Genomic DNA, 25,778 nt, shown 5'->3' with positions numbered 1-25,778 from the left:
ACACTTAAAAGTAGAGACCTAAGGGAGGACCCTCATCATGCTGCATGCAAAAACAAGCAGCCCTAGCGTAAGTCTCGCCGGTCTGAAGCGCGGGGCGAGCGCGCTCTTGTGCGGTGCCTTCGCGCTTGCCGCCATCGCCGCCCTGCCCGCGCCGGCCAAGGCCGATATCGACGATTGGCCCGGCCTCAAGCGCACCGTCTTCGACAATCGCGACGTGATCGAGGAGGACGGCGTCGTCATTCTCGATACGCCCCAGGTGGTGCAGGACGCCGCCCTAGTGCCGATCACCGTGCGCGTGCCGCCGGAGGTGAAGGAGCCGATCAAGTCTCTGACCATCGTCATCGACAAGAATCCGATGCCGGTTCTCGCCAAGCTGACCTTCGGCCCGGCCGCCGGCACCGGCGGCGAACGCCGCTTCACCACCCGCGCCCGCATCGACACCTTCTCCCATATCCGGGCAGTGGTGGAGACGGAGGACGGCAAGCTTCACATGACCACCAAGTTCATCGCCGCCGCCGGCGGCTGCGCCGCGATGAACGCCAAGGACCCGACCACCCTCACCGACGGGCTCGGCAAGATGATCGTCAAGACCTTCGAGCCGGCGCTTCCCTCCACCCCGATCTGGGAGGGCATGGTGATGCTGAAACATCCGAATTTCAGCGGCTTGCAGATCAACCCGAACACCGGCGACTTCATCGCTGCCCGCTTCATCTACAACGCCGATGTGAAACGCGACGGCGAGCTGGTCTTCAACATGCGGGCCGGATCGGCGATCTCCACCAATCCGAACTTCCGCTTCACTTTCGGCCGTGGCGAGGAGAACGTCCTCACCGTGAAGATGACCGACACCGACGAGACGGTGTTCGAGGCCCATTCGGAGCCGAGCGGCACCTAAGCCGCCTACGCGGAAACTGGCATAAAAAAGGGGCGCCTCCCGATGGAAGCGCCCCTTTTTGTTTTCCGAACAGCGGATATCGGGAGTGAGCCCTACTGCTTCATCTTGGAATAGGCCGCCTCGGCCCGCTCCAGATTCTTGTCCGCGTTCTTCATGAAGATGTCGCGGGCTTTCTCATTGCCGAAGCAATAGGTCTTGCCGTTGATGGTCTCGTTCACCGAGCAATCGGTATGGACTTCTTGGTTGAGCACCAAACCCATAGCGCAGAGATTGTCGTATTCGCCTTCGGTGGCGGCGAGTGCCGCCGTGCTGCCCAGCATCGCCGCGACCATGGCGGCCGAAATCACAAAGCTTCTGATCATTGCGTTTCCTCGCTTTTGCGGGGCTGTCTGTCGCCGCCCCTTAAACCATCCTATCAGAAGGTAGCCGCCGCGGCAGACAGAAACTCCAAGCACGACCGCAAGGAAAACTTGGCAAGGCGAGACACCGTCAATGAAGAGCCTCGCGCGGAGGAGCGAGCAGACCTCAGCGCAGCAGCCGCGAGGCGAGCGCGCCGGCAACGGCAGCCGGGCGAATATCCCGGACATGCAGGTGAAACCGGCCGCAATAGATATGCCGGATCAGCGCAATCCGCGCCCCCGGCGAGGTGGCGAACTGCACGGCGAAGGCGTTGTCGTAATCGACGGCGATATGCGCCTCCAGCGCCAGATCCTCGTAGCGAATCTTCACCTTGGTGCCGACAGGTGCCGGCATCGGCCCATTCAGCCGCATACCGCTCACCGAGATATCGTGTGCCGGATAGTCGAAGCCCCGATCCCCGACGATCACCTGGGCCATCCCATCCGCCTTGAAGCGCTCGCCCCTGCGCCGCTGCGAGGCTTCCACCGTCACCAGACAGGCCAAGACCAGAATCAGGATGTTGTACCAGCTCCAGAACAGCGCCATGCCGGCGGCATCAGCCAGCGACCGGCTGTCATTCAGCACGAAAGCCCACAAGATGCCGGCGAAGGTGAAGCCAAGGTAGAACAGAAAGGCGCGCAGCAGCGGCCACTGGACCACCCGGCTGCTGCGGTCGTATCCCTTGGCCGTCACCTTGAATTTCTGCTGCTTGCCGCCGAACAAGCCGATGGCCACCGATTTCACGATGGCATCGGCGCAAAGCACTTGGCTCAAATCGGAGAGTATCGGCAGCAGCCGTCCCCGCGAGATCCAGATCGTCACCGCGATCTGCGCAGCGAAATGCGGGAACACGTAAGACACCGCATCGGCGACATTGGCGAAGATTGCCTGCACGTTGAGAAGCAGATACAGCGCCGGCACGATCAGCCCGAGCAAGCGGCATAAATAGCTCGCAGACCAATGCAGCCAGGTCTCCACAAGCATCACCCGGTCGACGAAGGGGAGTCCATTGTTGAGGCGGAGCGGCCCGCTGCTGCTGCGGCAGATCTGAATGAAGCCGAGCGCCCAGCGGCTGCGCTGGCCGATATAATCCTTCAGCCCCTCCGGCGCGAGGCCCAGCGACAGGATCTCATTGAGATAGACGGTGCGGAACCCGATCTCCCGTAAGCGCAAGGAGAGCAGATAATCTTCCGTCACCGAATCCGTCGGCATGCCGCCGATCTTCGCCAACGGCGCATAGCGGATCAGCGAGGAGGTGCCGCAGCAGAACGCCCCGCCCCAGGCATCTTTCGACGGCAGCACCACATCGAAGAAATAGCGCTGCTCGTCGGGCCACACCCGGGTCAGCGACAGATTGGTCTGGATCGGATCGGGATTGTAGAAATGCTGCGGCGTCTGCACCACGCCGACATCGCTCACCTTGGTCAGCGCGACGGTGCGGGTCAGCAGATCCCGCTTCGGCACGAAATCCGCATCCAGAATGCAGACGAAATCCGGCGTCTCCTCGAGCGTTCCCAGATGCTTCAGCGCGTTGTTGATATTGCCCGCTTTTGCGTCGGTATTGTCGGGTCGGATGATGTAGCCGCAGCCGAACTCCTCGCATAGCGCCTGCAGCCAGGGGCGCCGCCCATCGTCGCAAACCCATAGACGGTAATTGGAATAATCGATTGAAAGCGCGCCGATAATGGTGCGCTCCAGAATGGGAAGGTCCTCGTTCGCGGTGCAGATCAGCACATCGACGAGCGGCTGCTCCGATTGCGCCTTGAGCCACGGCAGATTGGCCTCGACTTCTTTGCTGCGGTTCAGCGTCCGCGTCAGGAAGATCAGCGACAGCGAGCCGCCGAACACCGCCGCAAACTCCACCGCGGTGAAGATCACCCCGGTGATGAAGTCCGCCGTCAGCCCCATTGCCGGCAAAGTGTCGGTCACCCGCCAGATCATGTAGCGCCAGGTGAAGAACAGGCAGACCGCGATCGCCACAGTCCGCGCCAGATCGTTCCGCCGGTTGACCCAAGGCAACACCGTGACGGCAAGCAGGACGATCAGGAGGCCCGGAACCAGCGCCTCCCAATACGTCGTCCCCGATGCGAAAGTCATGGCTGGGTCGCTGCCATCACCTGGCCAGGCGAAGCGGTGTCGAAGGTTACCTTGCCGGTGCGGCCGAAGTAACAATCCGGCTGATCGGCGAGCCCCGGCACCGCCACGGCCACGTGATAGGGCTCGCTCTTGAAGATGCCCTGCCCCAGCGCAAGGTTGGACGACACATCCGCCAAGCCGTTCAGCGCCACCACCCGGCCGGGCAGTGCCGCCGAACCGCCGCGCAGATAGAAGCTCGTATCCTGGCCGAGCTTCAGCTCGTTATAGGTGGCTTCGCTCACCGACGCCGTCACCAGCGCACCGGCACAATCCAGCACCTTGAACAGCGGCTGTCCGTGGCTGACCACTTCGTGATTGGCGGTCAGCACCTCCCAGACGCGCCCACCCACCGGCACCGCGATATCGGCCGAGGCCATATCATCGTAATGCTTCTGCTCGAGGGCGAGCTCGCTTCGCAGCATTTGCATGCGCCCGCGCTTGGCGCTGAGATCGGCCTTCAGCCCGACCAGCTCGGCCGTAATCTCGTCGACCCGCTGCGCAGTGCGCGGGATATCGTTATAGCTGTCGCCGACGAAGAGCCCTTTCTTGGCGGCCTCCAGCTCGACCTTCGTGCCGGTCAGCTTGTGCTTCAGCGAATTGACCTTGGAGGAAGCCATCTGCTCGTCGCGCACCGCTTCGTCGAGCACCGCCTCGGTCTGATAGCCGCGCTCGCGCAGCTTCTTGGCGCGTTGCAGGGCGATAGACGCCTCCTTATGCGCCGCTTCCGCCGAAATGATATCGGAGCTGTACTCCTCCGCTTCGGCTTCAAGCTGCTTGACGCGCCCATCCTGGAAGGCATCGCGCTGCACCTTCAGCTCGTCGCGATGGCTCTCCAACTGTTCGATGCGGGTCGCAAGACTCGCGACATCGAACTTCAGATCGGCGAGGTTGCGGCGAAGATCGTTCAGCCGGCTGCGGTCGGCCCGCGGGTTCTCGACCTTGGCGAGCAGCTCGTCGGCGGTGACCTCCGAGCCCACCTGCATCGGTCCGTGCGACAGCACCAGCTTGCCGTCAATCGGCGAGCGCAAGGTGATCAGCCGCGCATTGACCGTCGCCTCGGCGCTGGTGACCTGCACCAGACGCTCCAGCGGCTCCCAGCCAAGCGCAATCAGCGCAGCCAGCGCCACGGCGGATTTGATCACCCGCCATTTGGTAATATGCCGTGTGAACCCTTGCGGCTTTGCGTCCTTGGCCGCGTCCCCATCCACGCAGAATTTCGCGTCGCGTTTTCCATCGTCCGGCGCAGGCGCGAAGAGCGATATCGCCCGCTCCGAAACTGGCTCCGGCTCCAGCCTCTCATCTTCATAAGGCGTGTGCCGGTCTTCGCCCCCGCTCTCCTCATCTACCGGTGCATCGGCCCAGAGATTGTCATCCCAGGCGCGCACTTCCTTGGTCAGATGTTCCAGCAGGCTGGCGATATCGCCATGCTGCTCGGCCTCGCCCGCGGGCTCGCCTTGCGCACTTTCGCCTTGCGCGCCGTCTTGCCCCTCGGTCCCTTTCGCGGCGTTCGGATCGTTCTCATCCGCTCCGGGTGCCGAACTCGGCTGCGTCTGCCCCGGCACCGCTGCCCTTCCGATTGCTTTCCTCATGGTCCCCACACTCGTCTATTCGTTGCATAATGGACGACTGCACTCTTCTTATCATTGTATGGACTGGAATATGCACGCGCATGGGTTAATGAACGACTCAGGATCGATGCGAGCTCGTTTGGGAAAATGCGATGATGCTTAGCGAAGCGTTACCGCAAAGCTGGAACCGGCATTATGGATTGAAAAGGCTGGCTTTTTTCGGTGTGAAACTGGGGGAGGCGTCATGCACTTCGACGCCGCATGATGCCGTCCGCCCAGCTTCGAGGCGAAGGAAGGCCGTCTCCGCCTCGAAATGGCCTAGAAAATTCCGGTTAGCCCGGATTGGCCGTTCCGGCCTGATCCTTCATATGGCTCGGCCGCTCGAAACGCTCCGCCTCGGCCTGGATCCAGCCGTTCTTACAGCCATGCCTGAACTCGGCCTTGGAGATGGTGCCGCTGTTGTCCTTGTCGACCATCGCGAAGTTCAGCACATAAGGGGTCGCGCGGTCGGCCGGCAGAGACTTGTCCTGTCCCACGGCCTCCTTCCAGGTCGCACGGCAATCCGTGCTGTCCAGCACCGCCGACGGGCGGCCGGACGTCGCCGGATGCGGGGTCGGCGCGTCGCCCTTGCCCACCGGGCCCGGCTCGGTATCCGCGGCCACCGCAGTTCCCGCCATGGCGAAAAATACGCAGCTTGTGAGGGTTACCAATCGCATGAACGCCTCCTTTCGCTGTTACAACGACCGGAACAACGAGAGCCGTGGGGGCGATGTTCCTGCCCGTCTTGAGCCTGCACACTGACGCCGTATTCTCGTCGAAGTGTCTGCATTTTCTGCCCGGCGGCAAAAATTTGGAGGGAGGCTTGAGGGATGGAAACCTACAAAGAAATTCTCGTTCACATACCTGCGCAAGACGGCGAGGAACAGCTCAAGGCCGGTGTCGGCCTGGCCAAACGCTACGGCGCCCATCTCACCGGCGTAACCAGCCTTATCGAGACGGCGATGGTCCGCAACACCCTCGCCACCCCGTTCGTCAATGCCGACGAGGACGAGGCCGCCAAGATCATGACGCGCGAGGAAGAGCGGGCTCATGAGGCCGAGCGGCGCTTCAACGCCGCAGCCGAAGCGGCCGGCATTTCCCATAGCTGGTTCGCCTGCGAAGGCAATCCGGCCGATATCTTGATCCGCGCCTGCCGGCTGAAGGACATCGCCATCGTCGAGCAATGCACACCCGGCAGCGATCTGATCTGGGGCCCGGCGGTGCAGCTCGCCCTCTCCGATCAGCCGACCCTGATCGTGCCTAACGATTGGGATGCGCCGATTGCCGAGCGCCACGCCGTCGTCACCTGGAATGGCAGCGCTCAGGCCGCCGAAGCCGTGCAGCGCTCCATCCCGCTTCTGCAAAGCGCCGGCACCGCAACCCTAGTGGAAGGCCCCTCGCCCGAGACGCTGCCGCAGAACTTGCGCATGCCGGCGCCCGATGTGGTGAAATATCTAGAGCGGCACGACGTGCGGGTTGAGAAATACGGCCGCGAGATCCCCGGACCCGCCGCCGGCGAAGCGATCCTGAAGATCGCCGACGAGAAGAGCGCCGACCTCGTGGTGATGGGCGCCTTTGGCCGCTCGCGCTTCCGCGAATGGGTGCTCGGCGGGGCCACCCGCTACGTGCTGGAGCATATGAACGTTCCGGTCTTCATGGCACATTAGGGCCGCGGCCCGGTTCCGGGCCGGCAACGCAAAACCGGAAAAGACTCTTCGCCTTGTCGCTATTCGAAATCGTCGCCGTGCTGCTGACCCTCGCAGCGCTCTTCGCCTGGCTCACTGCCACCTTCACCCGCCTGCCCCACAATGTCGGCTTGCTGGTGATGGCGCTCGCCGCCTCGCTGGTGCTGGTCGGCTTGCAGCTGCTCAATCCGGATAGCGAGATATTGATCGACCTGTCGCGCGAGATCGCCGAGATCGATTTCTCCGAGACCCTGCTGCACGGCATGCTCGGTTTCCTGCTCTTTGCCGGCGCGCTGCAGGTCGATCTCGGCCTGTTGCGCGACCGCGCCTGGAGCGTCGGGCTGATGGCGACCCTCGGCGTGCTGATCTCCACCGTGGTCATCGCGGCCGGCTTCTGGGGCGCTGGCCAGATCTTCGGCTATCCCCTCTCCTTCGCCTGGTGCCTGGTGTTCGGCGCGCTGATCAGCCCGACCGACCCCATCGCCGTGCTGGCGATCCTGAAGACCGCCGGCGTGCCGCGCACGCTGGAGATGGATATGGCGGGGGAATCCCTGTTCAACGACGGCGTCGGCGTGGTGCTGTTCACCATCCTGCTCTCCGCCGCCATCACCGGCGGCGAGAACGGCATCGACTTTATCGAGATCGGCCGGCTGTTCTTCGCCGAGGCCCTGGGCGGTGTCGCCCTCGGCCTCTTCACCGGCTTGATCGCCTATCTCGCCATGCGCCGGGTCGACGACTACCCGATCGAGGTGCTGATCTCGCTGGCCCTCGTCACCGCCACCTATGCGCTGGCGATCCATCTCCATATCAGCGGCCCCATCGCCGTGGTGGTCGCCGGCGTCTTCATCGGCAATCGCGGCGCGGCCCGCGCCATGAGCGAGACCACGCGCGAGCATCTCTTCGATTTCTGGAACCTGATCGACGAGATCCTGAACTCCGTGCTGTTTCTGCTCATCGGCCTGGAAGTGCTGGTGCTGCAATTCGACATGGCCTTCGCGCCGCTCGCCGCCGCGGCATTGCCGGTCGTGCTGTTCGGGCGCTTCAGCGCCGTTGCGCTCTCGGTGCTCGTGCTGAGCCGCTGGACCAGCTTCACCCGCGGCACGGTGCCGATCCTCACCTGGGGCGGCGTGCGCGGCGGCATCTCGGTGGCGCTGGCGCTGTCCATCCCCAATGTCACGGAGAAGCCGGCGATCCTCGCCGCCACCTATCTCGTAGCGCTGTTCACCATCGTCGTGCAGGGGCTGACCCTAAGCAGGGTGATCCATTGGATGGACATAGAGAGAGCCCCGATGCGCAAAACCAAAAGCGGCGCGAGCTAATACGCCCGCGCCGCAATTGCAGGATTGACCAGCGCATACTCCAAACGTTCTGATCGTCGCTCAGTCAGCGCACCTTAGGGCTTTCTAATCCTCTTCGGTCTGACCTTCCTTCCATTCGAGCGCACCACATCCGTCGAGACTGCTCATCTCTCGACGGCCTTTCGCCGTGCGCCAATACCATCCCGGAGTGCGAGATTTAGCCGGCTCAGGGTCAGGATCAGGATCAGGTTGCGATTCCGATCCAGATTCGGGGGGATCATCGAGGCAGTTGTCAGTTTTCATTTGGTCTCCAAAGGTTGGAGAACCCGCCACTTCATTTCGCAAAATCCTACGACCCGTGGCGACCTCTCGGGGGGGATTGGGAGGCCAATCGACTGCCCAACCTGGAAACAAAAGGAGAGCCGATTCTATGGTCGTAGCGTCGTTGCTGCTGCGCTTCCTGGAGAACTCCAGAAGTGGCGGTGTAACCCGCCGGACGATCACTTTGAATTTCCTCACTTTTTGAGGAATTCAAGATCGCCACACAGCCTCGGCACGTGCGAAACGGACGAGGAGAATATCGGGGATAAATTCACAGTCAAGTGCAAAAACGAGAAGCGTGTTACCAATACGCGAACTTCTTTATTCTCCTGCCATTAACGAATCCCATGGTGCAGGGGCTGACCTTGAAGCCGGTGATCCGCTGGTTCGGACCGAAGCCGCAGCCCAACGTGACTCCCGGCGCCTAGAGCGCGGCCATCAGGAAGCAGATCGCGGCGAGAAGCGGCGCGAGCGTGCGCACATGGTTCCAGGCCGTCCAGCGCGAAAGATAATGCGTCCAGAGCTCGGCGCCGTCTCCGCTCTCCGGCGCCCGCGCCGCCAGCCTCTCGTTCAGCGGCACGTTGAAGACGACGGTCACCAGGATGGTGCCCACCAGATAGAGCAAGGCCCCGGCGAGCAGGAACCCGGCCCCCGCCATGCTCCAATTGAACAATGCGTAGATCAGAAGCACCAGCGCCAGCACCGCCGTGCCGAAGAAGACGCCGAAGAACCAGGGGTTCAGCACCGTTACATTGATCGCCTGCATCGCGGCGATGCCTTGCGGCGCCGGCAGACGCGATAGCGCCGCCATCACGAAGGTGGAGAAGGCGAAGAAGATACCGGCGACGAGCGCACTGCCGCAGATAGCGGCGATGGTCAGGATCAGAAAGAAGCCGTTTCCCACGGGGCGCGCCCTCTGCTCGACGGATGGTGTCCGTCAAGAGTGACGCAAGAGACCGCGCGAAGCCACCGCTTTCGAAATCCCGGCGCGGCGATGCCGGATAGTTTGTGGGTCGAAACCGCCGGCAAGCCGGAACACTCCAGCTTGCCGGCAGCTCACATCGTCTATTTGCCGTCGCGCGGCAAGCTGCTGAAATAAGCCGCGATATTGGCGATGTCCTGATCGGACAACGGCTTGGCCATAGCGGTCATGGTCGGGTCCTGGCGAAGCTGCGCACCGCGATAGGCGGTCAACGCATTTGCCAAATAAGTCTGATCCTGACCGGCCAGATTCGGCGTGCCCGGAATTATCGAAATCCCGTTCTCGCTATGGCAGGCGAAGCAGACGGCAGCCCGCTTCTTACCCGCACCGGAATCCGCCATCTGCGCATGGGCCAACCCAGGTGCATAAGCTGTCACCGCCAAGAGCAGCAACCCGCCAACCAGTCGTGTGTTTCTTAGCATCGGTATCTCCCAGATTAATAAGTCAGCGCGTTGCTGGCCCAGATCGCGATCCCGTAGAGGAAGAACACGCCGGTCCAGATGCCTAAGATGACGATCGCCCCGGTCCCCATCGCCGACATGGTGCGGTCGGCCTGGTAGACCCCTTCAACGCGGCCGGCGCGATAGAGCAAGGTGAGGTAGAAGCCGCCTACCAGCCCCCCGATACCGGCAACCGTGAGGAAGAACAGAGCTAGCGAGGGCCAATCGGCATTGACCTTCTCGTCGACGACCGAATAACCGAACGGCGCGAGATAGGCGACGCGAATGACCTCTCGCCAAATGGCCAGAAGAAGCAGCATGACCATCCCCCCGGCCAGGAACAGATAGCCGTGTAGCCGGTCCCGGAAGTAGGTCACTTCGAACAGAAGAACCGCCAGCGCCGCAGCCACGGCCCAGCCGCCGGGTAGCCAGACCAGCCCGGTGCTCGCCGGGTTGTCGAACTGCCACCAGACGAACAGCGCCAGCGACACGATGAGCCCGTATTGGGCAATGCGCTGCCCGAGCCTGCGCGCGAAGGCGAGATAATCCGGATTCTGATCCCGACGCCGTTTCAGATAATCGTCGTAAGCGATCAGATAGAAGCCGACGGCCGGCGCCGAGAGCGAGATGATGAACAGATAGCGCGGCCATTGCATCGCATGCAGATGCGCGCCGCTCATATCGAGCTCGCCATTCGGTGCGTACCAGCCCATCCATTGTCCCGGCAGGATCGCCTGATAGGACAGAACGTGCATGATCAGCCCGTCCAGCAGGAACAAGAGGAGCGCGATCACGGCATAAAAGCCGATATGGCGCTTCGCCACTTCCTTATTGCCGTAATAGAAGGCGAACCACAGGCAATAGGCGACGATCAGCGTGAAAATGAAGGCGATCGCCCATCGCGCCGAAAGCACGTTGGAGGCGTACCACTGCGGATCGTAGATCACCTGCGTGAACAGTAGCGGCGCAACGCCCAGCACGATCAGAAGCGAGACGCTGACCTTCGCGACCTTGGTCATCGCGATGGAAATCCCGGTCCAGTATGGGCTCTGCTCACGCCGCCAAAACGCGTAGATCGCGAGGCTCGCCGCACCCAGCGCGAGAACCACAAAGGCGATATGGAATACCCAGGTGGCGATCATCAGGATGCGGAAAAGCTCCACCGGAGCGGGAATCCCAGCCGGATCCCGCATCGTGTTCATAACGGTTCCGATATCCATGACTAGTTGTCCTTCTTTTCGAGAAGAGCTGTGGGGGTGCCCGCCTCTTCATCGCCCGCCGCCTTGGGCCGGTTCTGATTGACCGAGGCGATATAGGCGGCGATGGCATCCACCTCCGGCTGAGGCAGATCGATGCGCGGCATATACGGGATGGCACCGTGCTTGAGCGGACCGCCGATAAAGGCCGCGATCAGATCTTCGTCCGTAGCGCCATGGAACTTGTCCGGAATGTTGCGCAACGGCGCACCCGGCTCCAAGGCGTGGCAGTTCGCGCAAGCGACCTTGGCCAGCACTTCACCGACTTGCAGCTTGTTCTCCGGGGTAATGGTACGGAGCTGCTCGGGGATGAAGGGATGCAGTTGCAGCAGCCCCTTCTCGGCGATCTTGTCGACCTCGCCCTCGATCCCCTTGCCCGGCACGTCGCGGGCCAACACCTGATTGGAATAGATGTACTGCCCGGCGACATACGGCTTGCGCATGGTCTCGCGCATCCGCTCTTCCGGCCAGACACCAAGAACCGAGATCACCAGGAACATCGGCACTGCGATGCCAAGCTTCAGCCACTGAGGCTTCCACCAAACGAACAGCAGATAGGCCGTCGTCGCCAGGAAGACGAAGATCATCGCCTTGCCGTATTGCGGCACGAGATACGAGTTGAGCAGGACGGTCGCATTATCCGGCAGCGTCCGCAGGTAATAGAAGAACATCATCACCGAGAAGAAGCCGCCGAGCAGTCCGATCGGCGCGATGATGCGGACCACGCTGCGCTTCAAGTCGGGGTCCTTGATCCCGGCCGCGACCAGGAATCCCACGACAGCCGCCATCACGAACATCGACCCGGTCCGCACCCCGAGATGGGCGAAGAAGTTGATGTTGTAGAAGGCGTCGTTGGTCGACCCGGTCTGGTACCAGTTCTCGCTGCCGGGCCACATCATGAAGGACAGGATGCCGACGATGAGCAGCATCGTCGCCCAGGAGGCCAGCGCGAAGGACCAGGTGAGCTTCAGATGGGTGAGCTTGTCGACCTTGCCGATCAGATAGACCAGCGCATAGACGCCGATCACCTCGACGGTGAAGAATACCCATTCGGCCGCCCACACCCACACGAAGTTATGGATCAGGCCGCTGACGCCACGCGGGCTGGCAACCGTAATGGCGTACCAGATGCCGGGACCTGTGATCGAGCCGATGATATAGGAAAACACCAGCAGGAAGACGCCATAGCGCTTGATGAAGACCATGATCTGCGGCTCGTCATCGCGATAAGCCTTGGTCTCCAACGCGGCGAACAGGAACGACGCCCCCACCGAGGTATGCGACGCGACCACGTGGATCACGCCGATAATGCCCATCACCCAGGCAGAGCCGATATAGGGCACATAAAAAGTCGGATACATGCCGAGCATGTCGATGAATCCTTGAATTGAAAATCTAATCTGCGATCAGCGCGTTAGCGTTGACGCACCGCCGTTATTGACGTCCCCAAAGCCCCGAAATCACGCGTCGTTGTGCCGGCGTCTGCAGCCCCGAAGACAAGGCGGCTCGACAGCCCCGGTGCTGGCCGGAGGGAAGACCGGCCACGCTGCCCGGCAGCGCTAGAGACAGATGGATTTCAGGAAAGGCGAACGCCGGTCAGACGCGCGGCGGCGCCCGCGACTGGCCATCATAGGGGAAGTGGTGGCCGTTGCCCTGCTCCACATGGGGCAGGTAGGCCAGCTGCACCGAGGCGATCGGCCCCGCATCCGGCGCAACGCCGAGCAGCCATTGCTGCCCATGCCCAGCCGCGTGGCGGCAGGAGTCGCAGAACTTGGGGCAGCTCTTCTCGTCGGCAGGATAGTGAGGTGCGGGAGAACTGGCCTTGCGACCGCACATCGCCGGGAAGCTGCCATCCGCGAGAACCGGACCTGCAAGCTGCGCGGCAGCGTGGAAATCGGCGACCTTGTGCGAAAACGGCAGCAGAAACGCCACCGCCGCATAAAGCGCGACGATGGCAAGGCACCCACATGTTTTCGATCTCAGCTCAACCACAAAGCGAGACTACGCCGAGCTTTTAGGCGCGCCACTGCGACAAATGCGTGACCGCTACGAAACGCCTCAGGGGGCGATTCTCAGCCTTCCGTGGCGATAAAAGTGGTGCGATCGAGACCGGTATTTCCGTTTGCAGGATCAAAGGCATAGACCGTCAGCTCGTAGGTGCCCGGTGCCTTGATCGGCAAGGTTGTGGCGAACTGGCTGGCCTCGCCCGCATAGTCGAGCGCCACGGTATCGACGACCTTGCCGTCATGTTTGACGATTGCTTTCACCTCATAGGCATCGGCGTCCCACAGCCCGCCAGGGGTAATCGGGCAGCCGCACATCATCATCACATTGGCCTTCACCTCGACCGATTCGACCTCCGGCGAGAGCTTCACATGGGCCGGCGGGGCGAGCACGTCGACGATGAAGCCCGGCACTTCCAGCACCCAGCCATCGCCGCCGGTCAGCGGATGACCCGGGATCACCCATTGCGTCGCGCTGGCCCGGGCGGCGCTTTGCGGCTGGCCGGCCGGACCGAACGCCTCCGCCTCGATCAGCGTCGGCATATCGAGGTCCAGGGTCGCGCTGAACTTGGCCGCGCTATCGTCGGACAGCACCGCCCGGCGCCCGCGATCCTGATGCATCAGAAGCTCGGTGTTGCCGGTGCCCCCGCTGGTGAAGCCGCTGGCCAGCACCTCGCCGGTCTGCGCATCGCGCAACACCACCCGCATGCCGCCGAGGCTGGAGCCGATGAATTTGGAATCCTTGCCCAGCACCCGGACCGTGATCTCGGTCGGCTCGGCCTGCGCAGCGCTTGCGCCCAACGTGGCGCCCATTGCGGCCGTCAGCACCGCCGCGCCAATCAAAGTCCATACCGCACGCATCGAAACCTCCTCAGATTCAATTTCGGCCGCATCCCGCGCAGCCGGCACCGCAAACGATAAGAGGAGACTATGACGCTGCGCTGTCGGCGCCAATGAAAGCGCACCGGAGGGCGCGGCAATGCGAACGGCACCGCGCCTTTGACGTCCGTTCATCTATCTTGCTGAGGACATTTCAATGTCGGCAGACGGCGCGCCACGATACGCTGTCCCCTTCTATCCAATGCGACAATTGCAAGGGACAGCTCTTTCTTGAGCGAATTCATTCAATCCGCAGGCCTGGAGATCGCCCTTTCGGACGAAACCCACAGCCAGGGCGAGAGCTGGACTACGACGGTCCCGGCGGGCCTGTGGTGCGGCGCCCTCGCCCAAGGCGCTTTGGCAACGCTTAGCGGCGGCGAGGACAGGCGCGAATGGTTCGGCAGCGCCGAGACCGCGCTCTGCAGTTTCTGGATCGAGGAGCCCCGTCAGAACGAACACGTGCCGCTCCGCACCGGGCCGCTCTCCGCCGCCTTCGTGCGCATCCTGCCCGATGCGGTCGAGGAGACCGTCGGCCCCGAAGGTCTGGCCATGACCGCACCGGCGCCGCGAAGCTTGGCCGGCCGCCTGCCCAACGCGATCGGCCATGCGCTGTCCTGGCAGATGCTCGGCTGCCCGCTCACCGGCACCGCCCGCAAGCTCTACCTGACCGGCAAGGCCATGGAACTCGTCTCCGTGGTGCTGCAAGCCGCCGCCGATCAGCCGCAGACGAGCGACGCCGGACTGGGACGGTCCCATGACATCAAGCGGCTTTACGATGCCCGCGCCATTCTGCTCGAAAATTTGGAGAACCCGCCGGCCGTCCCCGAGCTCGCCCGCATCGTCGGCCTGAACGCGCGGAAATTGGGCATCGGCTTCAAGGCGCTGTTCGGCGCCTCGGTCTACGCTTTCGTCAAGACCCAGCGGCTCGAGCAGGCCCATCTTCTGCTGGAGAACGGCGACGTCACCGTCGCCCAGGCGGCTTATGCCTGCGGCTACCAGCCCTCGCATTTCTCCACCGAGTTCCGGCGCCGTTTCGGCATCCCGCCGAGCGCCCTGACGGCGGCCCGCAAGACGCCGCTCTAGCGGTGGCGTATTCCACCGCAGCCCTGCTCCGGTCTTTGGAAAGATTCAAGATTCCAGCCCCTTACCGCAGGCTTTTGACCGTTTCCCAAACAATTCAGTCGGGAACCCGAATCTCCCCGCCATTGCCGCGCTTCGAACCGAAATGCTCGATTGGGCACCAATAAAACGAACGCTTTTGGGGGACGTTATGCATTTCGGTTCGCGAGGCGGCGCAGGTGCGCCGCTGGGATTTCTTCTGTCTGCAAGCCTGATTCTGTCCGCAAGTCTGACCTTCTCGGCCGGCGCCGCTTACGCGCAAAGCGCCGAGGACGAGTCCATCGTTCTCGACCCGATCGTGGTCGAAGATGGCAGCCCGCAAGCCAGCCGGAGGCCGGCCCGTCCGGCCTCAGCCAGCCGCGCGGCACCTGCCGTTGCCGAGCCGCTCCAAGAGCCGGCTCCGGTCGGCACGATCGCCGAGGACTACAACGCGACGCGCGATTTTCCCAGCTCGCTCACCATTCTGGATCAGTCCCTTCTGGAACAGGAGAACGTCCGCGACTTACGCGATTTGAGCGGCACCTCGCCGAACTTCACCGCCTTCGACGGCGGCGGCAACCGCATGACCCAGTTCAGCGTGCGCGGCATCCGCGAGCCGAATTACCAATCCGCGCCGGAAATCCTGCCGAGCGTCGCCTATTACTTCGACGACGTGCCGGCGCTCACCTCGCTGAGCCGCGTCAGCCTGTTCAACAATCTCGACTCTGTCACCATCAAGAAGGGACCGCAGAACTCCGATTACGGCTTCAGCCGGGCCGGCGGCGTGATCGACGTGCGCACGCCGGAGCCGAGCCGGATCGCCACTGCCTACGGCACGGCTGGCTTCGGCAATTACGACGCTTATGAGCTCTCCGCCGGCTTTTCCACCCCGCTGGTGCAGGACAAGCTCTATGCCAGCGGCGACATCATCAAGGACACCCGCGACGGCTTCTACGACAATGTCGCCACCGGCGAGCCCTATGGCGACAAGGACGCCCTCGGCGGCCGCCTCAAGCTGACGGCGCGCGCCTCCGACACCACCACCATCGATTTCGGTCTGCGCTACGAGAAGTTCCGCGACCAAGCCGATCCCTACATCCTCGATCCGCTCAACAACCCCGATCCGTTCAAGGTCGATTTCGACCGGCCCGGCCACGAGAACATCGATCAGGACATGCAGTATTTGCGCGTCCGCTCCGAATTCGACCGCTTCGACTTCATGTCGGTGACGGCCCATCAGGGCTCGTCCTGGAGCTACCGCGCCGATGCCAGCCAGTATGGCGCGCCCTACGCCGACTTCATCGGCACCACCGACGAGGATATCGACACTTACAGCCAGGAATTCCGCGTCGCCTCCAACAATGCGGCGAACCAGATCGGCTGGAAGGGCGGCCTGTTCCTGGCCCGCACCACCATGGATTACGAGGGCGGCTTCCTGTTCAACGACGGCACGCCCGCCGGTCCGCCCACCATCGCCGAGACCACCAGCAACGACGTTTCCGGCTTCGGCGAGGTCACCGTGCCGCTGACCAGCGCGCTCCGTCTCGGTGCCGGGCTCCGCTACGACTGGGCCGGCCGCAAAGGCTCCAACGAGTTTGCGCCGCCGAGCATCACCAGAGGCGATGAGGACTATTCCGCCTTCTCGCCGTCGGTCTCGCTGCTCTACGGCGCCAACCCGAATGTCTCCTATTTCGCCAAATACGCCCGCGGCTTCAAACCCGGCGGCTTCAATGCCCGCACCAGCACCTTCAGCCCCTTCGCCTTCGAATACGATGCCGAGACATCGGACAATTTCGAACTCGGCGTGAAGACGCTGATGCTCGGCGGCAAGCTCGGCCTGGGCGGCTCGGTGTTCTACTCCAAGTTCCACGACTATCAGAACCTGACCCAGCTCTCCCCGTCGACCTTCGGGCTCAGCAACGCCCAGAGCGCGCGCTCCTACGGCGTGGAGCTGGAGAGCGCCTATCAGATCACCCGCGCGGTGAAGCTGTTCGCCAATTTCGGCTACACCAACGCCGAATATGACGATTTCCGCTCGCCGCTCGGCAATTTCAGCGGCAACACCATCAGCTATGTGCCGGAATTTACCGCCGCTTACGGCACCGAGTATGAAACCGAATCCGGCTTCTATTTCCTCGGCCAGGCCCGCACCACCGGCAGCTACTATCTGGACGACACCAATACCGCCGAGCAGGGCACCTACACGCTGGTCGACCTTGCCGCCGGCTATCGCGTCGGCCGGCTCGACGCCTCCCTCTTCGTCAGCAATCTGACCGATCAGGAATACGTCGTGAACTCCTTCGGCTTCGCCGGTCCGGGCGCCGATATGGGCACCATCGGCGATCCGCGCACCTATGGCATGCGCGCCAAGATGACCTTCTAGAAATGCTGGAGCGCAACCAAAACACCATGCAAGACGTCATGCAAACCTCAGCAACCACGAGCGCCGACGCCGGGCGGGCGGACAGCCTGCCCGGCAGCCAGACCTCGCTGATCGTCCTGATCGGCGCGCTCTATTTCGCCCAAGGCGTGCCGCTCGGCTTCATCTTCCAGGCCTTTCCCGCCATGCTGCGCAGCCAGGATGCACCGCTGGAGCTGATCGCCTGGGTGCCGGCTCTGGGACTTCCCTGGGCCTTCAAATTCCTCTGGGCGCCATGGATCGATACGCGCTGGCTGCCGGCGCTCGGACGCCGCCGCACCTGGCTGATCTCCATGCAGATCTTGATGATGCTCGCCATGGGCACCGTGGCGCTCGCCCCTCTCGGCGGCGCCACCATGGGAGCCGCCATGGCCGCTCTGCTGGCGGCCTCTTTTGTCAGCGCCACCCAGGATATCGCCACCGACGGTCTCGCCGCCGAGCGCCTGACGGGCAAGGCGCTGATCGGCGCCAATGCGCTTTCCGTCGGCGGCATGATGGCCGGCGTCCTCACTGGTGGCGCCGGCACCCTGCTGGTGGTGGAGCATCTCGGCTTCACCCCGACCATCGCCGGCCTCGTCGCCATTCTGGCGCTTTGCGCCATCCCGGTTCTGATCTGGCGCGAAGATGCGCCCGGCAAGGAAGTGACCTCCGCCGGCGCCTCGCTGCTGCGAAGCGTCAAGCGGCCCCACTTCCTGCCCATCTTCGCCGTGGCCGGTCTCTACGCCGCCGCCCATATCACCGAGACCTCCCTCGCCAAGCTGTTTCTAGTCGACCAGGGCTGGTCCCTCGGCGAGGTCGGGCTGGTGGCCACCATCGGCAGTCTCGCCATGATCGCCATCGGCTGCGGCGCCGGTTCCTGGGCATTGCTGCGCGGCAATATCTGGCGCTGCATCCAGACCGGGCTGGCCGTCGGCACCCTCGCCCTCCTCATCTGGATCGGCTTCGTTCTCGGCTACGCTACGCCGAGCCTGCTCACAGCAGGGATCGCCGCCGCCCTCGGCGGCGCCGGGCTCGGGCTTGCCGCGGTCGCCGTCTTCACCATCGCCATGCGGTTTTCCGCACGCGGCAACCAGACCGGCACCGACGTCACCTTGTTCAAGAGCATCAACGTGATCGGCGAAATCGGCGCGGCGAGCGCCGCAACCATGGTCGCCGCCAAGGCCGGCTATGGCGCAGGCTTTGCCTTCGGCATCGCCCTGGCCGTGCTGGCGATCGCGCTTGCCAGCCTCGCCCGCCGCCAAACTCGCACTCTCGACCTCACATCGTAGCCACAAAGCCAACTGAGGAGGATGCCGTGAACCCCGACGAAACGCGCCCCGCTGGACCGCGCCCCTACGACCTACCGGCTCTGATCGAGGATCTGCCGATGCTGGAGCTGACCCCGAATGTCGACCAGGAGAAGGCCTGGAACGCCATCAAAGTTCTGGGCTACTGCAACGACGCCATGCTCGGCTTGGTCCGCTTCGCCGGCAAGACCGGCTGGGAGCGCCATCCTGCCGGGGATGAGATGCTTCACATCCTCGAAGGCAAGACCAACATCACCCTGCTGACCGAGGACGGCCCGGTGCGGTTCGCAGCGCGCGCCGGCGAGGTGGTGGTGATCCCCCAAGGTCTATGGCATGCGCAAGTCACTGAGCCGGACGTCACCTTGATGTTCGCAACACCGGGCGAAGGCTCCGAGCATTCCACCAAGCCTGACCCCCGTCTTCCCGACTGAGGCGCACCACAACACATCCCAAAAACAAAGAAGCCGGGACCGGCCTCGATCGGCCAGCCCCGGCTTCCTCTGCAAGGAACCTTGTGTGCTGTAGCGCCTAGCCGTAATTGCTCCAGACCGTCTTGGTCTGCAGGAATTTCAGGATGCCTTCGCGGCCATTGTCGCGGCCATAGCCGGACTGCTTATAGCCACCCCAAGGCGCCGCCGCATCGAACTGGTTATAGGTGTTCACCCACACCGTGCCGGCCTGAAGCTTGGCCGCCACGGCTTGCGATTTGCGCACATCGTGGGTCCACACGCCGGCCGCCAGGCCGAAGCTGGTGTCGTTGGCGCGGGCCACCACCTCGTCCACATCGGTGAAGCGCTGCACGCAGAGCACCGGCCCAAAGATCTCTTCGCACACCACCGGAAGCTGATCGGCGACGTCGAGCAGCACTGTCGGCTCGTGGAAGAAGCCGGCCTCCAGCGCACCGCCTGGCTTGGCCGCGCCGCTGGCGATGGTGACGCCGTCGGCCTCGGCCCGCTTCACATAGCCGGAGACGCGGTCGAATTGCTCCTGCGAGATCAGCGGCCCCATGGTGGTGTCGGCATTCAGCCCATGGCCGAGCTTCAGCCCTTTGGCGCTCTCGGTGACGATCTCCGCCACCTTGTCGAACACCGGCGCCTCGACCATCAGCCGCGAGCCGGCCGAGCAAACCTGGCCGGCATAGAAGAAGATCGCCATCGCGGCGGTGGCCGCCGCGGTCTCGATATCGGCGTCGGCGAAGATGATGTTGGGGTTCTTGCCGCCGAGCTCGAAGGAGACATGCTTCAAGGTCGAGGACGCGGTCGCGGCGATGTGCTTACCCACCGCTTCGGACCCGGTGAAGGCGATCTTGTGCACGCCGGGATGCTCCACCAGCGCCTGGCCGGTGGTGGTGCCAAGGCCCGGCAGCACGTTGAGGACGCCGGGCGGGATGTCCGCCTCCAGCGCCAGCCGTCCGAGAATGATGGCCGAAAGCGGTGTCTGCTCCGCCGGCTTCAGGATCACCGTACAGCCCGCTGCCAGCGCGGGCGCGATCTTGAAGCAAGCCTGACACAGCGGGAAGTTCCACGGGGTGATCGCCGCCACCACGCCGAGCGGCTCGTGGCGGGTATAGACATGCATATCCGGCGCGTTGACCGGCAGCGTCTCCGCCTCCAGCTTGGTCGGCCAGCCGGCATTGTAGCGCAGCGCGCCGATGCCGAGCGCGATATCCACTGCCTTGATCTGCTCCGCCGGCTTGCCGCTATCCAGGCTCTCGACCTGGCCGATCATCTCGATATTCTCTTCGATCAGATCGGCAAACCGCCGGATGCGCGCCTCGCGCTCCGCCGGCGGCATGTTTCCCCAAGGCCCCGAAAGCGCGGCCTCGGCAGACGCCACCGCGGCATCTACATCCGCCTGGCCGGCATGGGAGACGCTGGCGATCTGCGCGCCCGTCGCCGGATCGAAGCTTTGCAGCGTGGCCCCGTCGGAGGCCTCGACCTCCTTGCCATCGATGATCAGGCGCAAGGGCGAGTCCAGAAACGCGCGGGTCTCCGGGGTCAGATCCTTGGGGTCGAATTTGAGGGAAGCGTCGATGACATTCATGGCAAGCGATCTCTCCGAAGGATGCGTGCTTCTGTTTTACGCACGAACTGCGCAATTTTTGGTCGTTTTTGACCTTAAAATCTATTTCGAGTACCGTATTAGGCAGTATAACTGCATGTCAACGCCGTATTTCACCGAAATAAGCTCCGGCGCTGCCGTTTCGCGCCGCAAGTGGCCATGAGACCCGATCAAATTCGCAAGCATCCAAACGCCGCCGATCCGAACGCTCTGGACCCGGCACAAGCTGCAATCCCCGTCACCGTGCTCACCGGCTATCTCGGCGCCGGCAAGACCACGCTGCTCAACCGCATCCTCACCGAACAGCACGGCAAGCGTTACGGCGTCGTCGTCAACGAGTTTGGCGAGATCGGCATCGACGGCGACCTGATCGTCTCCTCCGACGAGACCGTGCTGGAGATGAATAATGGCTGCCTGTGTTGCACCGTGCGCCAGGATCTGGTCGGTGCGCTGGAGGAGATGGTCCGCCAGGCGGACCATCTCGACGGTATTCTGATCGAGACCACCGGCCTTGCCGCCCCAGCCCCAATCGCCCAGACCTTTATGCTGGAAGACGGCGCCTTCGACTGGCTGCACCTGGATGCCATCGTCACCGTCGCCGATGCGGCGCATTTCGATCTCGCCAAGGGCGGCTCCGACGAACTGCGCGAGCAGCTGGTCTTCGCCAATATCGTTCTTCTGAACAAAGCCGATCTGGTTTCCGCCGAACGGCTCAAAGAGGTCGAGGCGCAGATCCGCACCCTGAGCCCCGAGGCAAAGATCATCCGCACCACGCGCTGCGAGATCGCGCCGGAGCAAATCCTGGCCGTCAACGCCTTCGATCTGGAGCGCCAGCTTTCCGAGACCGCCAGCGATGCCCCCGCTTCGCATCACCATCACGATCACAGCATTACCAGCGTCAGCCTCGTCACCGACCGCCCTATTCACCCCGATGAGTTCCAGCTCTGGATTCACCGCGTGGTGATCCAGGCCGAGGCAGAGGTGCTGCGCAGCAAAGGCGTGCTCGACTTCGAGGGCGAGACCCGGCCCTTCGTCTTCCAAGGCGTGCAGCGCATGCTGGACGGCGATCTCTACGGGGAATGGCCGCAAGACGCCCCGCGCCGCAGCCGCATGGTGTTCATCGGCCGCGATCTCGACGAGGCCGCCCTCCGTCAGGGCTTCGAAGCCTGCCTGCGCTGAAAACCGCCCACTTCCGGCCTCTCTGCGCATCAATCCGGCCCTTCTGCGCATCAATTTGGCTAAATCCGGTCTTTAATGCTGGAGATTTAGGCGAATTACGGCATTGACATTGCAAAATCCGTGCAGATAAGGTGATCAAATACGGTTTTATCGGTCAAAAACGGAAGTTCAGGAGAGCGCAATGCGGATCGGTCTGCTCCAAGAGGGTGAGGTGATGGAGGGCGTGAGCTACGCCCAGCGCTACGAGGAAATGATCGAAGAGGTGGCACTGGCCGATCAGCTCGGCTTCTCGTGCTGGGGCACCTCCGAGCAGCATTTCAGCCCGCCGCGCTTTACCGTCTCCGCGCCGGAGGTTCTCTACGCCGCCATCGCCCGGCACACCAAGAACATCAAGCTGCGCATCATGTGCTCGGTGCTTCTGCAGTGGAACCACCCGGTCCTGGTCGCCGAGCGCATGGCCACCTTGGACATCGTCTCGAACGGCCGCGCCGAGATCGGCACTGCCCGCTCCAACAATCTGACCACCCTGGCGGCGTTCGGTGTCGATCCTTCGACCACCCGCGAGCAATGGGCCGACTCCTTCGACGTGCTGATCAAGGCCTTCACCGAAGAGACGCTGGAGCATGACGGCCCGTTCTGGAAAATCCCGCCAGTGAAGATCGTGCCGGATTCGGTGCAGAAGCCGCATCCGCCGATCTTCGTCGCCGCCTCCTCCGAGCAATCCCACGGCATGGCCGGCGAAATGGGCATCGGCGCGCTCTGCTTCGAAAGCTATTTCGGCTTTGATTACATGCAGCAATGCATCGACGCTTATAGGAAGGGCCTGGCCAAAGGCACCTCCTCCGTGCCGCGACGCACCGAGAATATGGGCCTCTACGTCGCCACCGCTTTCTGCGACGAAGATCACCAGAAGGCCGTCGACATCGCCCATGACGTTGCCATGGGTTACTTCCACTTCATCGTCGATCTCTACGCACCGCTCGGCAAGAAATCCTCTTACGAGTATCTCGACGACAAGATGAAGCGGCTGGTCGACAACCGCACCAATATCGACTTCCTGGTCAACGAGACCCCGTCGGTGATGATCGGCACGCCGGACGAGTTCATCGCCCGCCTGCGCGATCTCGAAGCCCGCGGTATCGACGAGGTTCTGCTCCGTATCGACGGCGTGCCGCATGAGGACATCATGCGCTCCATCGAGCTGATCGGCACCAAGGTAATCCCGGTCTTCCAGAACGCAAAAGCCGAAGCGGCGGAGTAGAGGCCGATATCATGGTTGGTTCGGTCGGATATCCCGACACCATCGTCCTGGGCGGCGCCCTCATCTCGATGCAGCCCGACTGCACCGACGAGGCGCAAGGCCTGACTATTAAAGACGGCCGCATCATTCGGTTGATCCGGCGCAGCGAGGTCGACGACTACGCTGGACCGGAGACCGAGATCATCGATCTCGGCGACCGCACCTTGATGCCCGGCTTCGTCGACGTCCACGCCCATGCCGAGGTGGTCTGCCGCACCGACTACAGCACGGTGGACGTGCGGGCGCCGGAATGCGGCAAAGTCGAAGACGTGCTCGACGTGTTCTCCAAATACGTCGCCGAGCGCGGCAAGGGCGAATGGGTGGTCGGCCAGGGCAATCTATTCTTCGACCGCAAGCTCGCCGAGAACCGCCTGCCGACCCGCGCCGAGCTCGATAGCGTCTCCACCGACTCGCCGCTTGCCTTGCGCGCCGGCGGCCATATCACCGTGCTGAACTCCAAGGCGCTGGAAATCGCCGGCATCGACCGCAATTTCCAGGCGCCGAAATACAGCGTCACCGGCCTCCCCCATGTGGAGCGCGACGAGAACGGCGACCCCACCGGCGTGGTCAAGGAGATGGACACCCTCCTCCCCTTCCCCGGGGTGGAGCGCCATCAGCTCAAGACCGCGCTGAAAGAGGGCCTGCGCAAATATTTCACCCGCTTCGGCGTCACCACCATCGGCGAGATTTCCGAGACCATCGATGGGCTGGAAAGCATGGATGAGCTCGCCGCGGAGGGCGAGCTGCCCACGGCCATGCGCATCTATCTTTGGGCGCCCGGCACACTGACCATCGAGAAGGCCTGCAACTGGCAGGACTATCTCTATCTCACCGGCGCCAATGACGGCGTCACCATCCAGGGTCTGAAACTGTTTTCCGATGGCGGCTTCTCGGCCAAGAGCGCCGCTATCGGCGTGCCCTATATCGGCGAACACGGCAATTGCGGCAGTGTCGCCTTCCCGAAATATTTTTTCCGTCGCGCCTTCGAGCAAACGCAGCAAGCGGGGCTCCAGATCGCGGTCCATGCCAATGGTGATCGTGCACAGGAATGGATCTGCGAGCAGGTGACGGCGATGGGTGGGGCCCCCTCCGGCCCCACCCGAACCCGCATCGAACATGCCGCCAATTTGCTGCCGACCCAGAATACAAGGGATTGGTGGGCCCGCGCCGGCATCATCCCGGTGCCGCAGGCGGTGTTCCTCTATACCTTCGGCGAATATTTCTCCGACTATCTCGGCGATTACGGAACACGCGGGCGCTTCGCCTACCGCACCCTGATCGAGGAAGGCTGGCGGCTTTCCGGCAGCTCCGATGTCTGGATCGGCTCCGAGCGCGAAGCCACCAATCCGTTCTTCAGCATTTGGTGCTGCCTCAAGCGCCAGACCTATTCCGGCTCCTATATCGATCCCGACGAGGCCATCACCATCATGCAGGCGCTGCGCATGCACACGCTGGATGCGGCGGCCACCATGGGAATCGAGGACATCAAGGGCAGCCTCGCCCCCGGCAAGATGGCCGATGTCATCGGCCTTACGCGCGATCCGCGGAAAGTTTCGGTGGATGAGCTGCGCACGCTGGAGCCGGACTACGTCATGCTGCGCGGAAAGACCGTCCTTAACGAAGCAACCGAGATGGCAGAGGTCGCACGATGAGCCGTGTCGAGGACAGAGCGCTGCAAGACTCCACAATTGCCGGTTTCACCACCGCGATGGCGGAGATCCCGTCGGCGATCAATGTGATCACCGCCTGGAATGGTGAAAGCGAGCCCGTCGGCACCACCCTCTCCTCGGTCACCTCGCTCTCCATGGATCCGCCCATGGTGCTCGCCTGCTTTAACCGCAGCTCACGCCTGCTCTCGACGCTGCAGGCGCGCGGCCGCCCCTTCCTGCTTCACATCCTCGCCGAGGGCCAGGAGCAGGTGGCAGGCGCCTTCGCCAGCAAATCGGCCAGTAAGTTCGACGGTATCGACTGGATCGTTGGGCTCCGCGGCCTGCCGGAACTGCCCACTAGCGCCGCCGTCGTGGCTTGCGAGGTCGCCGATCTCCTGCCTGGCGGAGACCACATCATCGTCACCGGCAAGGTCAAGGAGCTGCGGCTTGGCATGCGCGACCGGCCGCTGATCTATCACCGTCGCCGTATCTATCCATTGCCGCAGCAAGAAGGGGCGCAAACATGAAGCGCGCGATCGTCATCTATGGCATGCCGGAGGATCCGGCAGCTTTCGACAAGCACTACACCGAGATCCATGTGCCGCTGGCCAAGGCCATGCCGCATCTGAAGTCGTTTCAGTATAGCCGCGGCCCGGTGCAATCCAGCGATGCCGAGAAGCCGGTCTATCTCGTCGCCGAGCTCACCTATGAGACCGGCGCCGATCTGGAAGCCTCTTTCGGTTCGGAAGCCGGACAGGCGGCAGTCGCCGATGTCGGGAATTTCGCCAGCGGCGGCGTCCACATCCTCACCGTCGATATCGCCGACGCCTAGACCTTCGTCTTCTACCAGACGAACCATTCGGGCCTGCTTCAGGGACTTGCGCC

The 25,778-nt window shown here is 63.1% G+C and carries 23 protein-coding genes; 12 read left to right on the top strand and 11 right to left on the bottom strand.

Going from position 1 to position 25,778, the window contains the following annotated elements:
- Positions 1-37 precede the first annotated feature (37 nt).
- On the top strand, positions 38-895 hold the full coding sequence (locus HT051_RS05625; RefSeq protein WP_174541129.1) for a quinoprotein dehydrogenase-associated SoxYZ-like carrier: 858 nt from the start codon (positions 38-40) through the stop codon (positions 893-895).
- 92 nt (positions 896-987) lie between these two features.
- Here HT051_RS05625 and HT051_RS05620 read toward each other — a convergent pair whose 3' ends face one another.
- The 4 genes from HT051_RS05620 to HT051_RS05605 form a co-directional block, all read right to left on the bottom strand.
- The gene (locus HT051_RS05620) at positions 988-1,257 is read right to left on the bottom strand and encodes a hypothetical protein (protein ID WP_174541128.1); all 270 of its coding nucleotides are present in this window, start codon (positions 1,255-1,257) and stop codon (positions 988-990) included.
- A gap of 163 nt (positions 1,258-1,420) precedes the next feature.
- The gene (locus HT051_RS05615; protein WP_174541127.1) at positions 1,421-3,391 is read right to left on the bottom strand and encodes a glycosyltransferase family 2 protein; all 1,971 of its coding nucleotides are present in this window, start codon (positions 3,389-3,391) and stop codon (positions 1,421-1,423) included.
- Entirely contained in the window at positions 3,388-4,992 is a 1,605-nt protein-coding gene (locus HT051_RS05610; protein WP_174541126.1) for an HlyD family secretion protein, read from the bottom strand. Before HT051_RS05610 ends, HT051_RS05615 begins: the two co-directional genes overlap by 4 nt.
- A gap of 338 nt (positions 4,993-5,330) precedes the next feature.
- A complete protein-coding gene (locus HT051_RS05605) occupies positions 5,331-5,714 on the bottom strand; it encodes an EF-hand domain-containing protein (RefSeq protein WP_174541125.1) in 384 nt (127 codons plus the stop codon).
- A 153-nt stretch (positions 5,715-5,867) separates the two neighbouring features.
- Here HT051_RS05605 and HT051_RS05600 point away from each other — a divergent pair, with 153 nt between their 5' ends.
- Positions 5,868-6,704, top strand: a complete 837-nt coding sequence (locus HT051_RS05600; protein WP_174541124.1) for a universal stress protein — start codon at positions 5,868-5,870, stop codon at positions 6,702-6,704.
- A 53-nt stretch (positions 6,705-6,757) separates the two neighbouring features.
- Positions 6,758-8,041, top strand: a complete 1,284-nt coding sequence (locus HT051_RS05595; protein ID WP_174541123.1) for a sodium:proton antiporter — start codon at positions 6,758-6,760, stop codon at positions 8,039-8,041.
- A gap of 724 nt (positions 8,042-8,765) precedes the next feature.
- Here HT051_RS05595 and HT051_RS05590 read toward each other — a convergent pair.
- The 6 genes from HT051_RS05590 to HT051_RS05565 form a co-directional block, all read right to left on the bottom strand.
- Positions 8,766-9,245, bottom strand: coding sequence for a DUF1772 domain-containing protein (locus HT051_RS05590; RefSeq protein WP_174541122.1), 480 nt, complete (start codon positions 9,243-9,245; stop codon positions 8,766-8,768).
- Between the two features lie 161 nt (positions 9,246-9,406).
- Positions 9,407-9,700 carry a c-type cytochrome gene (locus tag HT051_RS05585; RefSeq protein ID WP_246810231.1) on the bottom strand — a complete coding sequence of 98 codons (294 nt, stop codon included), beginning with the start codon at positions 9,698-9,700 and terminating at the stop codon, positions 9,407-9,409.
- Between the two features lie 59 nt (positions 9,701-9,759).
- Entirely contained in the window at positions 9,760-10,983 is a 1,224-nt protein-coding gene (locus HT051_RS05580) for a hypothetical protein (protein ID WP_174541120.1), read from the bottom strand.
- 2 nt (positions 10,984-10,985) lie between these two features.
- Positions 10,986-12,380 (bottom strand): cytochrome c, encoded by a 1,395-nt coding sequence (locus tag HT051_RS05575; protein ID WP_246810187.1) that lies wholly within the window; start codon positions 12,378-12,380, stop codon positions 10,986-10,988.
- Positions 12,381-12,615: 235 nt separating this feature from the next.
- Complete coding sequence (locus tag HT051_RS05570; RefSeq protein ID WP_174541119.1) at positions 12,616-13,011, bottom strand: hypothetical protein; 396 nt, start codon at positions 13,009-13,011, stop codon at positions 12,616-12,618.
- A gap of 80 nt (positions 13,012-13,091) precedes the next feature.
- Positions 13,092-13,883 carry a hypothetical protein gene (locus HT051_RS05565; protein ID WP_208454391.1) on the bottom strand — a complete coding sequence of 264 codons (792 nt, stop codon included), beginning with the start codon at positions 13,881-13,883 and terminating at the stop codon, positions 13,092-13,094.
- Positions 13,884-14,132: 249 nt separating this feature from the next.
- On the opposite strand from HT051_RS05565, the gene HT051_RS05560 reads away from it, so the two are divergent.
- The 4 genes from HT051_RS05560 to HT051_RS05545 all read left to right on the top strand — a co-directional run bounded on the left by HT051_RS05560 (position 14,133) and on the right by HT051_RS05545 (position 19,135).
- Positions 14,133-14,984, top strand: coding sequence for a helix-turn-helix domain-containing protein (locus HT051_RS05560; protein WP_174541118.1), 852 nt, complete (start codon positions 14,133-14,135; stop codon positions 14,982-14,984).
- 187 nt (positions 14,985-15,171) lie between these two features.
- Positions 15,172-17,382, top strand: coding sequence for a TonB-dependent receptor (locus tag HT051_RS05555; RefSeq protein ID WP_174541117.1), 2,211 nt, complete (start codon positions 15,172-15,174; stop codon positions 17,380-17,382).
- A 38-nt stretch (positions 17,383-17,420) separates the two neighbouring features.
- Positions 17,421-18,686 (top strand): MFS transporter, encoded by a 1,266-nt coding sequence (locus tag HT051_RS05550; RefSeq protein WP_174541116.1) that lies wholly within the window; start codon positions 17,421-17,423, stop codon positions 18,684-18,686.
- Positions 18,687-18,712: 26 nt separating this feature from the next.
- On the top strand, positions 18,713-19,135 hold the full coding sequence (locus HT051_RS05545) for a cupin domain-containing protein (RefSeq protein ID WP_174541115.1): 423 nt from the start codon (positions 18,713-18,715) through the stop codon (positions 19,133-19,135).
- A gap of 97 nt (positions 19,136-19,232) precedes the next feature.
- Here HT051_RS05545 and HT051_RS05540 read toward each other — a convergent pair whose 3' ends face one another.
- Positions 19,233-20,747, bottom strand: a complete 1,515-nt coding sequence (locus HT051_RS05540; RefSeq protein ID WP_174541114.1) for an aldehyde dehydrogenase — start codon at positions 20,745-20,747, stop codon at positions 19,233-19,235.
- Between the two features lie 177 nt (positions 20,748-20,924).
- Here HT051_RS05540 and HT051_RS05535 point away from each other — a divergent pair, with 177 nt between their 5' ends.
- From HT051_RS05535 to HT051_RS05515, 5 genes are all read left to right on the top strand, one after another.
- Positions 20,925-21,944 carry a GTP-binding protein gene (locus tag HT051_RS05535; RefSeq protein ID WP_174541113.1) on the top strand — a complete coding sequence of 340 codons (1,020 nt, stop codon included), beginning with the start codon at positions 20,925-20,927 and terminating at the stop codon, positions 21,942-21,944.
- 181 nt (positions 21,945-22,125) lie between these two features.
- Positions 22,126-23,205 (top strand): LLM class flavin-dependent oxidoreductase, encoded by a 1,080-nt coding sequence (locus HT051_RS05530; RefSeq protein WP_174541112.1) that lies wholly within the window; start codon positions 22,126-22,128, stop codon positions 23,203-23,205.
- Between the two features lie 11 nt (positions 23,206-23,216).
- Entirely contained in the window at positions 23,217-24,896 is a 1,680-nt protein-coding gene (locus HT051_RS05525) for an amidohydrolase (RefSeq protein WP_174541111.1), read from the top strand.
- Complete coding sequence (locus HT051_RS05520) at positions 24,893-25,420, top strand: flavin reductase family protein (protein ID WP_174541110.1); 528 nt, start codon at positions 24,893-24,895, stop codon at positions 25,418-25,420. Before HT051_RS05525 ends, HT051_RS05520 begins: the two co-directional genes overlap by 4 nt.
- On the top strand, positions 25,417-25,725 hold the full coding sequence (locus tag HT051_RS05515; RefSeq protein ID WP_174541109.1) for an EthD family reductase: 309 nt from the start codon (positions 25,417-25,419) through the stop codon (positions 25,723-25,725). The genes HT051_RS05520 and HT051_RS05515 overlap by 4 nt, the downstream gene beginning before the upstream one ends.
- Positions 25,726-25,778: the final 53 nt, after the last annotated feature.

The sequence above is a fragment of the Methyloligella sp. GL2 genome (assembly GCF_013341275.1).
Taxonomy (GTDB): Bacteria; Pseudomonadota; Alphaproteobacteria; order Rhizobiales; family Methyloligellaceae; genus Methyloligella.
The sequence above is the reverse complement of the archived record's forward strand: the minus strand, read 5'-3'. Positions and strand labels throughout refer to the sequence as shown.